The organism is Zhongshania marina (assembly GCF_002915595.1).
In the GTDB taxonomy this organism is placed as follows: Bacteria; Pseudomonadota; Gammaproteobacteria; order Pseudomonadales; family Spongiibacteraceae; genus Spongiibacter; species Spongiibacter marinus_B.
On the sequence record NZ_PQGG01000012.1, the window covers coordinates 102,176 to 118,798 of the forward strand.

11 protein-coding genes are annotated in these 16,623 nt (G+C 50.3%); 6 read left to right on the top strand and 5 right to left on the bottom strand.

The window, feature by feature from the left end; all coding sequences use genetic code 11:
* The first annotated feature begins 109 nt into the window (after positions 1-109).
* A complete protein-coding gene (locus C0068_RS05445; protein ID WP_103683476.1) occupies positions 110-1,651 on the top strand; it encodes a fatty acyl-CoA reductase in 1,542 nt (513 codons plus the stop codon).
* A gap of 390 nt (positions 1,652-2,041) precedes the next feature.
* On the opposite strand, the gene C0068_RS05450 is transcribed toward C0068_RS05445, so the two are convergent.
* Complete coding sequence (locus C0068_RS05450; protein ID WP_103683477.1) at positions 2,042-3,355, bottom strand: MFS transporter; 1,314 nt, start codon at positions 3,353-3,355, stop codon at positions 2,042-2,044.
* 213 nt (positions 3,356-3,568) lie between these two features.
* Here C0068_RS05450 and C0068_RS05455 point away from each other — a divergent pair, with 213 nt between their 5' ends.
* Positions 3,569-5,371 (top strand): autotransporter assembly complex protein TamA, encoded by a 1,803-nt coding sequence (locus C0068_RS05455; RefSeq protein ID WP_158249921.1) that lies wholly within the window; start codon positions 3,569-3,571, stop codon positions 5,369-5,371.
* A complete protein-coding gene (locus tag C0068_RS05460) occupies positions 5,368-9,003 on the top strand; it encodes a translocation/assembly module TamB domain-containing protein (RefSeq protein ID WP_103683479.1) in 3,636 nt (1,211 codons plus the stop codon). Before C0068_RS05455 ends, C0068_RS05460 begins: the two co-directional genes overlap by 4 nt.
* 35 nt (positions 9,004-9,038) lie before the next feature.
* Here C0068_RS05460 and C0068_RS05465 read toward each other — a convergent pair whose 3' ends face one another.
* The gene (locus C0068_RS05465) at positions 9,039-9,830 is read right to left on the bottom strand and encodes an SDR family oxidoreductase (protein WP_103683480.1); all 792 of its coding nucleotides are present in this window, start codon (positions 9,828-9,830) and stop codon (positions 9,039-9,041) included.
* A 286-nt stretch (positions 9,831-10,116) separates the two neighbouring features.
* Here C0068_RS05465 and C0068_RS05470 point away from each other — a divergent pair, with 286 nt between their 5' ends.
* Positions 10,117-10,788, top strand: a complete 672-nt coding sequence (locus C0068_RS05470; protein ID WP_103683481.1) for a TetR/AcrR family transcriptional regulator — start codon at positions 10,117-10,119, stop codon at positions 10,786-10,788.
* Here the strand turns inward: C0068_RS05470 and C0068_RS05475 are convergent.
* Positions 10,785-13,280 carry an ABC transporter permease gene (locus C0068_RS05475; RefSeq protein ID WP_103683482.1) on the bottom strand — a complete coding sequence of 832 codons (2,496 nt, stop codon included), beginning with the start codon at positions 13,278-13,280 and terminating at the stop codon, positions 10,785-10,787. The two genes, C0068_RS05470 and C0068_RS05475, sit on opposite strands and share 4 nt — an antisense overlap.
* A complete protein-coding gene (locus C0068_RS05480) occupies positions 13,277-13,963 on the bottom strand; it encodes an ABC transporter ATP-binding protein (RefSeq protein ID WP_103683483.1) in 687 nt (228 codons plus the stop codon). Before C0068_RS05480 ends, C0068_RS05475 begins: the two co-directional genes overlap by 4 nt.
* A 10-nt stretch (positions 13,964-13,973) precedes the next feature.
* On the opposite strand from C0068_RS05480, the gene C0068_RS05485 reads away from it, so the two are divergent.
* Entirely contained in the window at positions 13,974-14,615 is a 642-nt protein-coding gene (locus C0068_RS05485; protein ID WP_103683561.1) for an arylesterase, read from the top strand.
* A gap of 34 nt (positions 14,616-14,649) precedes the next feature.
* Positions 14,650-15,108, top strand: coding sequence for a thiol-disulfide oxidoreductase DCC family protein (locus C0068_RS05490; RefSeq protein ID WP_103683484.1), 459 nt, complete (start codon positions 14,650-14,652; stop codon positions 15,106-15,108).
* Positions 15,109-15,127: 19 nt separating this feature from the next.
* Here C0068_RS05490 and C0068_RS05495 read toward each other — a convergent pair whose 3' ends face one another.
* Positions 15,128-16,492: a class II fumarate hydratase gene (locus C0068_RS05495; RefSeq protein WP_103683485.1), complete on the bottom strand. Its 1,365-nt coding sequence runs from the start codon at positions 16,490-16,492 to the stop codon at positions 15,128-15,130.
* Positions 16,493-16,623: the final 131 nt, after the last annotated feature.

Genomic DNA, 16,623 nt, shown 5'->3' on the forward strand with positions numbered 1-16,623 from the left:
TGCATTAAAAACTATGCAACGAAGCTGTAGCATCCGCTGTCACATTAGGGTCAAGGAATCAGGTTAGGATTACTAGGATCACCGCATCGCATTAACGAGGTCAGCGTTCATGGATACAAGTAAAGAAGTTTCCCAAACTCTACAACTCCTCAAAGGCAAGCATATACTCATCACCGGCACGACCGGGTTTGTCGGTAAAGTAATGCTAGAAAAAATAATGCGCACGGTGCCAGATATTGGCGGTGTCTACCTGCTAATTAGAGGCACAAAGAAGCACGCAAACGCGGGCAGTCGTTTCGCCAATGAAATCGCCACTTCTTCCGTCTTTGAATTTTTAAAATTAAATGCCCCCGACTATTTCAATGATTTTTGCCACAAGAAAATCCATTGCATCAGCGGTGAAATTACCGAGCATCAGTTTGGCATTCCCCGTATCGAATTTCATGAACTCGCCGGAAAAATAGACGCCATCGTAAACTGTGCTGCCAGCGTGAACTTTCGCGAAGAGCTAGACCGCGCACTAAGCATCAATACCCATAGTTTAAATAACATCGTCGCGCTATCAGATTTAGCGGGTAACATCCCCGTTATTCAGGTTTCCACCTGCTATGTAAACGGGTTTAATCAAGGCCACATTCACGAGACGGTAACAGTGCCAGCACGGGCAGACATCCCCCGCCACAAAGAAGGCTATTTTGAAGTCGGCAATTTAATCGAAGAACTCGAATTAAAAATTGCTCAGATACGGCAACAATATGAAGGTAAAGCCTTAAAACAACAGCTTATTGATTTAGGCATTCGCGAAGCAAACGCCTGTGGCTGGAATGACACTTACACTTTCACCAAATGGCTAGGCGAACAACTTCTACTTAAATCTTTACGCGGATACTCCTTAACATTACTTAGACCATCAATCGTCGAAAGCACCCTGCGGGAACCGTCGCCAGGTTGGATTGAAGGTGTAAAAGTTGCCGACGCAATTTTGTTGGCCTACGCCAAAGAAAAGGTGAGCTTCTTCCCGGGAAAACGCAGTGGTGTCATTGACGTGATTCCCGCAGATCTTGTTTCCAACAGCATACTATTATCGCTAGCTGAGCAGTTTAAATACCCAGGCCGCCACCACATCTACCAGTGCTGTAGCGGCTCGGCCAACCCGCTTACCTTGGGTAAATTTATTGACCACCTCATGGCCGAAGCAAAGGAAAATTACCGTAGCTACGACAAACTATTTCTGCGACAACCGCGCAAACCGTTTATAGCAGTCGATAAGCGTATATTCGCAGCCGTCACCCTTTGTCTAAGTTTAGTACTTAACGCTGTTAGCCATACCTTAGTTAAATTAGGCTTTAAACGCGGACTAAAAGCGCGCCGCAATCTTGATGCGGCAATGACACTTTCGGCGATTTTTTCCTTTTACACCGAACCCAATTACATCTTTCACAATAATAAATTATTGGATCTCGCCAAGCGTATGGGCAAAAAAGATCAGGAGCTGTTTCCAGTCAACTCCGCCGCAATCGATTGGGAAATCTATTTACGAAAAATCCATATGGCCGGCTTAAACGGTTATGCCCTAAACGGACACAAGCAGACACCTTATAAACCACGAAGGAAGACAATTGTTGCCGCAGCCCACAAGCAAGCTGCTTAAAGGTTTTTTCCAAGAATTGAGTAGAACTAAGAGGTGGGAGCAGACACCATCGATTCTCACAAGTAGGCTGTATCTGTATTGCCCAATGTAGCCGCAAGCACCACGAATGCGATAAGAGCCGGCCAGCACCTTGCTAATGCCGCCATCTCATAGGCTTATTACCTCATTATTCTGACACTCAACAATTTGCTATAACGATGCAATAAATTACTTTACCCCCTTTAATCAGGGAGTGTGATTTAACATTGGCGGATACATTTTAGGTAACTCAATGAAATAGCGCCCCCTATTTTAGTGGTCGCCAGTCAAACGACTGTCCCAGTATATCTGCCAATCATTCCCTTCTCTTGATCATATCGCGTTTTTGACAAATCGCTATGAGCAAATACGCTATCGCTCATTATTCGCATCAGAACCCTCTTCTTGACGGCTATGCTCATTCTCATCACTAACACCTGACTCCGAATCTGGTGCAATTTCAGACTCTTCGGTACGGGGATCTAGTTCAAAAATTACCGGCGAGGTGACCGACACCGGCACAAATGGCTCGGTTTCGTCGACGACAGGAAGTACATGAGATTTACGTCGAATCGAAATGCCGAGTGTAAAACCGAGCAAACACACCGCCGAAAAGACAAATAGTCCCGATGGGCCAAGTAACAGCATGAACAGTGACGCAAGTGGCGCGCCCAGCGCGGAGCTACAGCCAAATAGAAACAAAATACCGCTGCCAACTAATACAAAATCGGCAGCTTCGGCATTGTCAGAGGTGTGGGCTAGGCAAATGGAGTACATGGTCATAACCGCCCCACCCCACAATACCGCCAGCAATAACAGTAAATTGCCTGTCGCTGGCAGAAAGACCAGAAGCAAGGAGACTCCCGCTCCTGCAAGACTCGAAAAATACAAGACCAAGCGCCGGTCGTAGCGATCGGACAAGCGCCCCAGCGGTAGTTGAAATAGCGCACCGCCCAGCACCGCGCCACTCATAAACAATGTGAGCTGCGAAGTATCTAAGCCCAAACCTCTGGCGTAGACCGGCCCCAGCGCCCAAAATGCACCGGTGACTAAACCGCTGGTAATTGCCCCTTCCATCCCCACATGAGACAAGCGCCAAAGACGACGGAAGTCGAGTTTCACCGCCTGCATGGGCGCGGGAGCTAGGGTTGCTGTGAGTGATACCGGCACAATAGCCAGCGACAGCAAGATAGCCGCAAGGCCGAATAATACTGGGCCGGAGGGATCGGCAAAATTCAACATCTGCTGACCGACAATAATCATGCTTAAGTTAATGACGGTGTAGAGCGACAGTATTGTACCCCGTGTTTCTCTGGTCGCACGGTCGTTTAACCAGCTCTCTATCACCATGTACAAACCAGAAATACAAAAGCCGACGATAAATCTCAGCACCAGCCATGCGGCGAAAATAGGTAGTGCGTGAAATACCAAGACTACCGAGGAAAAAACACTTCCTAGTACCGCAAAAGTTCGAATATGTCCAACGCGACGCACTATATGGGGTGTGACAAGACAGCTTAGTACAAAACCAACAAAATAGGTCGACGCTGTCAAACCTGTCTCGGTCGCGGAAAATTGTTCGATCTCCGCCCGCAAAGGCAAGAGGGTCAGCATCAAGCCGTGGCCAACTAGCAAAAGCGCGTCCGACAGCAAGAGTGCCGCTAGGGGTAATAGCAAACGCCTCATAAATTTTTATGCCCTGTGAAATCGATGACTCTGTTCATTACGTAAGTTCTCAACACAATGCTGCTAACTAAATATTCTAACAGCAGTGCAATCATAGACGCGGGACGAAATGCGCTACGGCTAATTATTCTCAGCTTAAAGTGGCTAGCAAAATTATGCCAAGGCATAATCTGTCCCTCATCCACTCATCACCGCCATGCACATTCAGGATTTATGCTAAAACGGGCCATCCCGCTAATTGTCGTGCTTTTGTATTGCGCCTACGCCCAAACCGCAGACAATGAATTCGCGACGCTATCGATTAAGGGCGCAAACTCCAAACTGGAGGAAAATATTCGTGCCCATCTAGCGCTAAACGACCTCGACTGCGACTTATCAGAAGCCAAGCTGCGCCGTCGCCTGCGGGGCAGCGATGAGAAAATCTCGATCGCGCTACGCGCTCTCGGGTACTACCAAGGCAAATGGACCTTGACGACAAATATAGGGCCGCGCCAAAGCAAGGGTGAAAAAGGCTCGCTACTAGATACCGCCAATCCTTTGAAACTGCTCAAAAAAGACAGCCAAGATAGCTGCTGGCAACTCGATCTTGACCTCACGGCCGGCCCAGTTACCCGCATTGCGAAGCTAGACGTTCGCATTGAGGGAGAAGGTGAACACGACGAGGTATTCACAAAATACCTGTCGGCGCTCCCCATTGAAGTGGGCGACAAATTACGGCACAGCGATTACGAAGATATTAAAAAACAAATCAGCCAACGCGCACGCAATGCCGGATATTTTGAAGGCAAATTCACTCAACATAGCCTAGAAATCAATACCGACTCGAACACTGCAGCAATATTAATTAGCTATGAAAGTGGGCCTCGCTACCGCTTTGGCGCAATAGAGTTCGGCCCGTCTCTGCTAAATGACGCCCTACTGAAACGCTATTTACCCTTCACAAGCGGCGTCCCCTTTGAGGCCGATCAGCTGATTACACTGCAAAATAATTTGGTGAGCAGCAATTATTTTGCCTCGGTAAATGTTGATCAAGACAATCCCGATGGTGACAGCAAAACCGTGGCGACCCGCATCAGCACCGCGCCTAAAAAGCAGTATGAAACCACCGCGGGTATCGGCGCTTCGACAGATACTGGCCCCCGGGTGAGTTACGGGCTACATAATCGACGAGTCAACGACGACGGCGACACCTATCAGCTTTCCAGCCAATACTCGCCGGTACTATCAAACCTCGGCTTGCAATATTCGCAGCCCGGCGACAAACCCCTGAGCGATAAGACGGTGTGGTCAACTGGGGTGCAAAAAAAGGACACCGACACATCAGAAAGCACCAGCTACCGTGCCGAAGTTGCCCTTATTTCGCTACGCAGTGGCGGCTGGGTTCAGACCCTGAGTTTAAAATTTCTGCATGAGAATTTTGACATTGCCGACGTAGACAACACCTCAACACTACTCATGCCCGGCATTGCCTTTGCACGCAGCAAAGCCAATGATCGCCGCTACCCAACTCAGGGCTGGCGCATCACCACTGCCGCACGGGGCGCCTTAGATGGCGTAGTATCTGATGTTAGCTTGGCTCAGCTTGAGCTAGACGGAAAGATGATATTCCCACTGCTGGGCGGCCGCCTCATCAGCCGCGGCGGTATCGGCTTTACCGCGCTCGACGACTTTTCAGAATTACCCGCGTCGCTGCGCTTTTTTGCGGGCGGCGACAATAGTGTGCGCGGCTTTGCCTACGAGTCCTTGGGGCCAGAAAATAGCGACGGCGACGTGGTCGGCGGCAAGCATAGACTCACCGGCAGCGTGGAATACGACCACCGAGTGTGGGGCGATTTTGCGCTGGCCACCTTCTACGACGCCGGCAATGCCTTCGACACCAGCGACTTCACTTTTTATAGCAGCGCCGGTTTCGGTCTGCGCTGGTTTTCACCTATCGGGCCGATCCGCGTCGACTTTGGTTTTCCCTTAAAGGATGGCGGCTTCCGCTTCCATCTCTCAATGGGGCCAGATTTATGACGCAAAATCACCCAAACACAGGCAACAGCTGGCCAGCCGAAATTGGCAAGTGGATATTGCGCGGCGTACTGGCATGCACACTGATCGTCGTCACTTGCGTTGCGGTCTTGTATTCTGTTTTAGACACGCAACGTGGCAGCGACTGGCTACTCGCCAAGAGTCTGTCGTTTATCTCACCAGAAGCGAGCTTCACCTCGTACAGAGGTACCTTGGCAAGCGGGATTCAACTTCAAGATTTGCATCTCCCTCTTCCTAGCGCAGATATCCACATTGCCGGTATCGACAGCAGCTGGAATTTATGGGGCATTCTAAGTGGTGAACTGCCGATACATAATCTGCATATCACGCAGCTAGACATCAAAATTCTTGATACAGAAAAAGCGGAAACGGAGACCACATCACCGCCACCCTGGCCAAATTTAACGCTGCCGTTTCCCGTCGCATTAAAGGATCTGCGCGTTCAAGACATAAACATTCAGCAAGGTGACAAGCAGCAATACATTGATGAAGTGTCCCTGCAAGCACATAGCGGGCTTATTAGTAGCAATATTGCTAAGCTGCATATTGAAAGTAAGGAATACAGTGCCAAGCTCAGCGGCGCGGTGAATAATCGCCCGCCCTATAAGATGCGCTTAAATCTCGATTGGCGTATAGAGCTAGATGAACAAGGCCGGTACAGCGGCAAAGGCAGCTTGTCTGGTAACTTAGAAAAACTGCGCCTTAGTCATCAACTCAGCGAACCAACCGTCATACACAGCGAGTTAATGCTTAGCGATTGGTATGAGCCCTCGCAGGCGCTGATCGATATTAAAAAAATACAGCTTGAAGCCAATCTAAACTGGGCGAAACTCGCGCTGCCACCACGCCAAGCCGATCAGCCATTAGTTAGCAGCAGCAATGCTCAGCTTTTCATTAAAGGTGGCTGGGAGGACTATAGCCTCACATTTCAAAGTCAGCTTGAAGCTAATAAGGCAAGTGCTGACGCGTCTGCCAACACACACCAGACCGCATTTATCGACAAGCTGCTAGCAAAGCCCGCAAACCTAACACTTAACATTAGCGGAAAAAGACAAGCTGTAGCCGTGAATAAACTTGCCTTAACAAGCAGTGTCGGCGCACTGCGTATTCAAGGCAAAATCGATGTAGAACAAACCCAAACCAGTCCCAGCATCAAGTGGCGGCTAAATCTGATTGCCGACGCTATCGACACCCAGAACCTCCTCCCCCAATGGCCAATCAAGCTAGCCGCCGATATTGATAGCAGCGGTTCTTGGCAGGGTGAGCTTTACCAAACGACACTGAGCATAAACACCCTAGATGGCGAATTGGCAGGAAAATCCCTTGCCGGCAATGGCAGTTTCGATATTAGTAATACAGGACAAGCATTCAAAGAACTGACATTGCAAGTGGGTGACAATCGCCTTAAAGCAAATGGAAAATTAGCGGATAAAAGCGAATTATACTGGGAGCTTGCCGCTAGCGATTTAAGTCAAGTTTTGCCAGATTTAAGCGGCGCAATCAGTTCAACTGGCAGCCTGCATGGCGGTGCCATCACACAACTTTTTGACAAAGGAAAGTCGCCGAAAATTAGCGCCACGCTAAATGCAAAAGCCCTTCGTTATCAGCAATACAGTGTCGCCAATGCCACGCTAAACCTAAACACCCAGAGCAATGCGGCAATCGACTTACGTTTACACGGCGAGGGAATTTCGGCCTCGGTTTTAAACAATGCCGCACTTGATCTCAATGGCAGCGGCACCCTTCCCCAACACCAATTCGACCTGCAATTACGTGATGGCGACAAACATATTGATCTCGACCTACGCGGCGCACTGCAGCAAATTAAATCGCAATACCAGTGGCAAACTAACATTCAGCGTTTGTCGCTGAATAGCCGCGCTAGCGGGCCGTGGCAGTTAATTGGCAACAGTGACTTGGCGCTAGCGGCCAATGCCGTGTCGCTATCTCGTCTATGTTTAGGCCAGGACAGCACGCGAGTGTGCAGCGAGCTAGTATTAAAAGATGGCGCCATTAAAGCGAGTGGGCTCATTGACGCCCTGCCGCTAGAACGCTTCGCTGCGGGCCTGCCCTCCGGCTCCGCCATAACAGGGCAAATAATCAGCCAATTTTCTGTTGCGGGTAAAAGCGACGACCTCAGCGGCAATATCACAATCAATAGCGAAGATATTCTGATTCGCTACCAAAGCTCTGCAGATCAAACTGCCGCCGAATACCGCGCAAGCTTCACGACCAAGGCCGAGCTTGAGCACAACCGTCTGCGCGGCAATGCCCTATTTAGCATCGACGATGTTGGCAATATCGCCGCAAATATCACGACTCAAGGGCTATCGGCGAGCAGTGACATTCAGGGACGCATCGAAGGCGGATTCAACAACCTCCGGTGGTTGGGAGGCCTATTCCCCCAGCTCGAAAAGCTCGATGGCGTGCTGACAAGCAATATCTCCGCTAGCGGCCAACTCGCAACACCAAAGGCCGATGGAGTAGTAAGCCTAAGCAAAGTCAAAATGGACTTACCAGAGCTTGGACTTAGCTTGCGTGATGCAGGCGCCAAACTCGCGTTTGATAGTCGCGGCCCTTGGCAATTGGATAGCACCATCCCCTCTGGTGACGGATCACTAAATATTAGCGGTCAAGGTGAACTCGGCGAGCTTGGCGGGCCGACCGGGCAAATTCAAATTAGCGGCGAAAATATCACCGCGCTTGATCGCAGCGAAGGTATGTTGGTGATTTCACCAAACATCAACACCAGCATCACGCCGGAGCTTATAAAAATACGCGGCAGCCTCGACATAGCAAAAGGCAACTACACGCTAAAGGCCCTGCCCGACCAAGCTGCCGGAGTCTCAGTTGATGAACGCATCGTCAATTCGCAAAGCGATAAGAGCAAAACACAAGCGCGCGCCATAGACAGCCGAATTGATATCACCTTAAACGACAGCTTTGAATTTAAGGGCTATGGACTCAGCACTCGGCTAGGCGGGAAATTAAAAGTAAGCCAAAAACCTGAGGGTTTATTGCAAGCCTTTGGCTCCCTGTCGCTTTACGACGGTATCTACCAAGCCTACGGCCAAAAATTAAATGTTGAGCGTGGGCTGCTTATTTTTCAGGGGCCGCTGGACAACCCTGGCCTAAACATTACCGCCGTTAGAGAAACCAAAACTGTCACCGTCGGCGTGAATATCGGTGGCTTTGCGCAGGACATTCGAAGCGAACTCTTCTCGGAACCGGCACTGCCACCCACCGATGTAATGGCGATTTTAATTACCGGCAAAGCACCCTCAGACCTGAATAAATCAGACGCTAACCAGGTCATGAACGCCGCCACTGCACTCGGTATATCGCAAAGCCGAGGCATTACCAATACCCTGCAAAATACCTTTGGTGTGGATGTGATTAGCCTACAGGGCGGCGACAGCTACGAAGACAGTGCCTTGGTGGTGGGCAAATACCTGACGCCGGATTTATTTATCAGCTATGTGCAGAATCTTTTTACACCCACCGGCAGTGTTCAGCTCGATTACAGCCTAAGCAAAAACTTAGGCCTAAAAGCCCAGTCCGGCAAAGCCCAGAGCATTGACTTACTTTATAAGATTGAACACGGCGAACACTGATCGCCTTAGCCGTTCAACTCTGGACAGAAGATGATTTACCAAACCGTTTTCATCGTACCGCCGTCAACGACGAGGGTCGCACCGGTAATATAGCTAGCGGCATCAGACAGTAAAAATGCCCCTGCCTTTCCAAACTCCGCCGGATCACCATAGCGACCAAGGGGAATCAGTGCCTGACTAGCCGCGCGCTGCTCATCAAAGCTTATGCCCTTGGCCTTCGCCTGCGCGGTATCTAAGTTCACCATGCGATCAGTGCCAATCAAGCCCGGCACCAAATTGTTTACACGGATATTCTCGCTTGCTAATTGCTTGGACAAACTCTTGGCCAAACTCGTCACCCCAGAGCGCATGACATTCGATAGCAATAGAAAATCGATGGGTTCTTTTACCGATGAAGATGTCAGCGTCAAAATTGCACCGCCACCCGCAGCTCGCAGATGTGGCAGAGTTTCGCGAACCATACGCACTGCACTCATCAGCGTGAGCTGAAACGCCGCCAGCCAGTCGTCGTCACTAAACACATCAAACTGTCCCGGTGGCGGCCCACCCGCATTCACGACCAAACCATCTACACGGCCAAAGTCTTTACTCGCTTGGCTTACCCAATTGGTAATGCTCTCGGCTATGCTGGCGTCCATCGCGTAGCCACGCACCTTTGCGTCCGTTGCCGACGCTAATGCCTCAGCAGCCGATCCAATAGCCGCCTGATCACGACTAGCGATAGCGACTGCCGCGCCATTGAGTGCTAATTGCTCCGCAATGGCATAGCCGAGACCTTTGCTCGCGCCGGCAACTAGAAACACCTTATTTTTTACATTCAACTCCATTAGAACTCCTAGGTTTTAGGCTAGTACTGACATTTGCGGAAAGCGCGATCAGTAAAATCGCTATTATCACAGAGATTAGCCACGGAAACTTATACAAGTCAGCCACCGCAAAGTGAATTGTTTGTGCCGGCCTCACCACACTGAGTCACGATCAATAGGGCGACGCGCCGCTAGAAATTCGCTAGAATGACGCAGCTTCGCAGAATATAGCGACATAAACCTGAAAAAACACATGACATTAGATATAATCGCTGTCAACATTGCCTCAGGATGACAGGCAGAATACATGACTATGAATACCACCAATACTAGCTACCACCACGGCAACTTACGTCAAGAACTGATGGATTTGGCCGAACAACATTTAATCAATGAGGGCATAGGCGAATTAAGCCTGCGCGCGCTGGCGAGAGAAATTGGCGTATCGCAAACCGCTCCCTACCGCCACTTCAAAGACAAAAACGCATTGCTGGCGGCATTAGCGACGGAAGGCTTTCGCCGTTTCTTTGAGTTTTGTGTACCGAGCGAGTCTGAACCCCGCGCAGATCTCAGCCTGCTGTATTTTGGTCTTGGCTATGTGCAATTTGCGAAAACCCATACTGAAATGTTTCATTTGATGTTTGGCCCAGTATTGCAACCGCGCAACGACTATCCGGAGCTGTTTGCTGCGGGACGTGAAGCCATTTACAAAGTAAGAGCAGGTGTAGAGCGCGGTTATAAAACCGGTGTTTTGCGCGAACTCGACGATGTTGCCTCTATGGCCCACACTGTTTGGGCGGCGGTTCACGGCGTGGCCACCCTAATGCTCGATCACGGCGACACCTATGGCTATCACCGCGACTTAGATTTACAGGCTGAAAAATCACTACGTATGATGATTGCAGGCCTGTGCACGGACCCCAGCGATATCTCGCGGTTACCAAGCGCACCCACCCCCTACCCGCCAGAAAACAACTAAAGAGCTTGGCGTAACACCACCAGCGGTGGCTGAGTAACAAGCTGGCGGCAAGAAAGCGCCGCCAGTATACACATGGTCAGCACCCCGACCAGCGGCGCAATAACAAATACCATACCGTGCCAAACCACATCCATTTCTAGCACCCAGTACTGCACACCCATTAGCGCAATATTACTCCCCACCGCTGCCAGCAATCCCGACAGCAGGCCAATCGCCGCAAACTCCATAAGTAAACCGCGAATAATTAATTTTTTACTGGCCCCCAGCGTTCGCAAAATCGCATTTTCATGCAAGCGACTATCAAGACTGGCCTGTACATTAGCAACGGCTACCAGTAAGGCGCAGGCGACTACCAATACCAGCACTAAACCGATGGCGGTACTGACCTGAGTAACAATCACCTCCATTTGCTGAATAAGGGTGTCGACTTCTATTAAGGTCAAGGTTGGAAACTGTCGCAGCAAATCTGCAAGGAGGCGTTTCTGCTCCGTCGGCAAATAAAAGCTGGTGATATAGCTACCCGCATAATTTTCTAAACTATTGGGCGGAAACATAAAATAAAAATTGGGTCGCATACTGGCCCAGTCCAAACTACGGGTACTGCTCACCCGCGCATTTAATAGTTGCCCGCCAATATTAAATCGAAGCTCACTGCCAATTGTAAGTTGCAGACTTGCTGCCAATTCCGCTTCTACCGAAACTGGAATAACATCAGTAAATTCTGCGCCCTCATCCGACCACCAACTGCCACTCTGCAGCCGGTTATCCTCTGGCAAATCCTCAGCCCAACTTAAATTTAGCTCTCTATTAATACTGCCGTCTTGAGCATCGATACCTTCTATATCTGAGATCTTTTCTTGATCAATATGAGTTAAACGGCCTCGTACCATTGGAAATAGTCCAGCATCTTTTAATTGATGCTGCCGAAAGAAGCTATGCAGCGCTGGAATTTCTGAAGACTGAATATTAATTAAAAAATGATTTGGTGCATCAGCGGGCAACTGCAAGCGCCAGTCATCTAATAAACTCGTACGCAGCACGCCAAGGCTGGCCAAGACCATTAGCGACAAGGCAAAGCTGGCAACTTGAAATGCATTGCTTACCCGCCGTCTATAGATCGCCGCCAGCGCAATACGCAATGCGCCACTGGCACCGCGGATAAGGGCACGACGGGCCGCTGAAATTAACAACAGGACCAATGCGCTGGACAATACCCCAGTCACCAGTGCTGCAATTAACACCGCGCCGGTAAGTAAGGCATCATTGCTATACCACCACATTAGCAAGCCGATACCGCCAATTCCGATTAATGCACTTACTAGCAGGGCGACACCTGCCTCGTCGTGGCCGCGCCGTAGCACCCGCATCGGTGAAACTTCGCTTAAGGCCCACACTGGCGGCATGGCAAACACCGCAGTGCAACTCAATGCCGTCACCGCACCTACCGCCAATGGGCGCCAGCTCGGCGCTGGTATGTCGACTGAAATTAGCTCGCCGAGAGTAGTAAATAAAACCCACTGCAAACCGTGACCACCAAGTCCGCCAAGCACTATTGCCGCCGCACTTAGCAGACAAAGCTGACTGCCGTAATGCGCTAGCACCTGCCTCCGACTTGCTCCAAGCGCCTTCATAATGGCAACGCTGTCGGTATTGCGCTCGCCGTATCGACGCGCAGCCAAAGCAATGGCAGCGCCAGCCAGCGCCACACCTAAGCTTGCAGCCAATAGTAGATACCCTTCTGTGCGCTGCAGCGTTGCCGCCATTGCCGGCTGCCCATCCCGCACATCTTGCCAACGCTGCCCATCGTCTAATCTCGGACTTAACCACTCCTCATAAGCGTCGAGCTGCTCGGGGCTACCGGCAAATAAATAGCGGTAGCGCACAAGGCTACCCGGTTGCACCACGCCGGTTGCGGCTAGGTCTGCAAAATTAATGATACCTCGAGGGGCTAACATCTCATTCATGCCGCCCTGATCTGGTTCGCTAATCAAGGCTTGGCTGGCGGTGAAATCTGCTTCGCCAACACTTGCTTGACCACCAACACCTAAATCCAGCAGAGCAAACAGCCGAGAATCCAACCATATTTCACCGCGCTTCGGCCCCGTGGCGCGCATTATTGGCGGCCCAAACAAAGTCGCGCTAACGCCGACTTCGCCAATTAAGGGGTAGCTATCTGAGACTGCGCGGATTGACGCCAGCTGCATGCCCTCACCGGCGTAGATCATTGACCTAAAGCTTACAATCGTCGCTGTGCGCAAGCCCCGCGCCGCTGCCTCAGTTAGCCATTCCTCAGGTACTTCGCGAGGGGTTTTTAAAACCCGATCCGCCGCTAAAAAATGATGACTTTGCTGTTCCATGCTGCGGCTTAAACGATCTGAAAACCCCGCTATACCACTGACAATGGCCACCGCCAAAGCTAGGGAAAAGCCCAATAGCTTTAACTCGCCGCCCCGCCAAGCGCGGACTAAGTGACGGAGCCCTCGCGTGATCATAGCGCCGCGCTCTCAACGCTGCTGTGTTCATGTAATCGGCCGTCATGGATGGTCAGCACCCGCTCGCAGCGGGCGGCCAAACTCGCCTCGTGGGTGACCAGTACCAATGTCGTTTGGCTCTGACTATTTAATTCAAATAGTAAATCGACTATGCGCTGACCGGTGTGTTCATCTAAATTTCCTGTCGGCTCGTCGGCAAATAAAATATTGGGGTTAACGGCAAAGGCTCTGGCCAATGCGACCCGCTGCTGCTCACCGCCAGACAGTACCCGTGGATAATGCCCGCCGCGATCACTGAGCCCAACCTTGTCTAAGTATGTTTGCGCCGCTGCCGCCGGTGAGCGATGACCTGCCAATTCCAAGGGCAGCATGACATTTTCAAGGGCGGTCATACCCGGTAGTAATTGAAAGGACTGAAATACAAAGCCAACGTAGCGAGCACGCACCGCTGCGCGCTCATCTTCATTCATTTTGCTTATATTTTGTTCGTGTAAAAATATGTCACCACTGCTGGCATTGTCCAATCCCGCCAGCAAACCCAGCAGCGTTGATTTACCCGCACCGGAGGCCCCGACGATAGCGACACTCTCGCCCGCCTTGATTTCAAAGCTAATCCCTCGCAGTATGTCTAATTGCTGCTCACCGGTAACAACTGTTTTACAGAGATTATTTACACGAATCATGATGAAATTTATGTCCCAAATTTGGCTTAGCGGTTTTAAATCCAGCTACCTAGCAATAGTGTTTGGTGGCCTTATTAGCCTAGGTTTCAGCGTTAATCTTGCCAACGCCGCCGACACCAAAGTTCTCGTTCTTGGCGACAGCATTAGTGCAGCCTACGGTATAGAGCAGCAACAAGGCTGGGTGTATTTATTGCAAACTGAATTGCGCGATGAGAGCGATTTCATCAATGCCAGCGTCAGCGGTGAAACCACGGCTGGCGGACTTCAGCGCCTACCTGCGCTACTGAAAGAGCACCATCCTAATATTGTCGTCATCGAACTCGGCGGCAATGATGGCCTGCGCGGCTACCCGATACTCAGCATACGTAAAAACCTGCAGGAGCTGATCACCCTCAGCATTGATGCAGGCGCCGAAGTACTCCTGCTTGGCATGAAAATACCGCCCAACTACGGCAAGCGCTATACCGAGGCCTTTGAGCAAAATTACACCCAACTTGCCAAGCAGAATGCCGTACCTTTAGTCCCATTCTTGCTAAGCTCAGTGGCGGGCGTACCCAAGCTGATGCAAAGCGACGGTATTCATCCCACCGCAGATGCACAGCCATTGATAGTACAGAACGTATTACCCGCACTGCGAGAAATGCTGGATTAAGTTTTTGTAAGCTAATTCACAAGCGAGTTATTCAATGCCAGCCCTTGCCCCATCAGCCTTCGTAGAAGCTACAGATAAAGTGATTTTGTTCGACGGCGTCTGCAAACTCTGCCACGGCTGGAGTCGTTTTATTATTCATTTTGATAAAGCCAAGCAGTTTAAACTGGCCACAGTGCAATCTGCGGCGGGTGCGGCCATTATGGATCACTACCAATTACAACCTAGCGCCAATGCCAAAGACACATTCGACACCATGTATTATATTCAGGGCGGCCGCGTCTATGAGAAAAGTAGCGCCTTCCTTCAAATAATGGCGACCATGCCCTACCCGTGGCGGCTAACGAGTATATTTAAGGTTATTCCCACACGCTTTCGCGACGGTGTTTATGATTTTATCGCATCTAATCGCTACAAAATCTTCGGCAAGTACCCTCAGTGTGTCATGCCAACCCCCGATCACGAACAACGCTTTTTATCTTTTGAAAAAGACTGAAGCGCTTAAACATTAGCATTCACACTAATTTTGATGGATCTAACAAGGCACTCAATTCCTCTCGACTTAAATCCGTCATTTCTTCGGCCACATCAATAACAGCCCGTTGCTCAAGGTAAGCTTTTTTAGCGATCTCTGCCGCAGCCAAATAGCCGATAACGGGATTTAAGGCTGTCACCAAAATTGGATTTTTAGCAAGGCTCGCCGCCAACACCGCGTCATTAACGTCAAAGTTAGCAATTGCCTGATCCGCCAAAGCGCGACAGGCATTACTCATCAGACTAATACTCTGCAATAAATTGTAGGCGATAACTGGCAGCATAACATTGAGCTGAAAATTACCGGACTGCCCCGCCACGGTAATACAAGCATCGTTGCCAATCACTTGGGCACAGGCCATGGCAACCGCCTCAGGAATAACCGGGTTCACTTTTCCCGGCATAATACTGCTGCCTGGCTGCAGGGCTTGGAGACTGATTTCACCCAAGCCCGCCAGTGGTCCACTATTCATCCAGCGCAAATCATTGCTGATTTTCATTAAGGCAACCGCAAGCGTTTTAAGCTGCCCCGATACCGCGACCGCCGTATCTTGAGACGACAGCGCTTCAAATAATGAGTAATTTGGTTTAAAGCTCAGGCCAGTGTCGATGCTAATCGCCGCGCAAAACTTTTCGGCAAACAGGTCTGGCGCATTAACCCCTGTACCAACAGCGGTTCCACCCTGTGCGAGTTGACATAGGTATTTTTGAGAGTCACTTAGTCGCCTGCCGGCTTTGTGTACCTGCTCCGCCCACGCCGACAATTCCTGCCCCAGCGTAAGTGGCATGGCATCCATCAAATGAGTACGACCCGTTTTAATAATACTATTTAAGCTGCGCGCCTTAAGGCGAATAACCGATTCCAAGTGCTCAATGGCTGGCAGCAAATCCCTATGCATCGCCAATGCTGCGCTAATATGTATGGCGGTGGGAATAACGTCGTTGCTGCTCTGACTCATATTTATATGGTCGTTCGCACTCACCTCTAAACGGGACTGCTCCGCCGCCAAATGCGCTAACACCTCGTTAACATTCATATTGGTGCTAGTACCAGAACCGGTTTGAAAAACATCGAGGGGGAACTGATCTCGGCATTCTCCTGCCAGCAACTGATCAGCCGCACTGGTAATGGCGTGAAATAGCGGTTCAGATAATAACTCTTCCTCTCGATTCACCATTGCCACGCAGCGTTTAATTCTAACGATGGCGTCTATAAACTGCTCGGGGAATCGCAGATCACTAATCGCAAAATTCTCTTTTGCGCGCTGGGTTTGCGCGCCGTATTTGGCAGTTGAAGGCACACGCACCTCGCCCATACTGTCGCGCTCTACTCGGTAGTCAGTCATCACAGTTCCTCCGCTCAAGCCATATGGGGGTATTTTGCTCTTCAATAGTGACACTTTTCCATGCGCTCTGTTCGCATAACTGGCGCACTTTGAGGTTATTGAATTTTCCATCTCACGCGCTCGTCTACTAC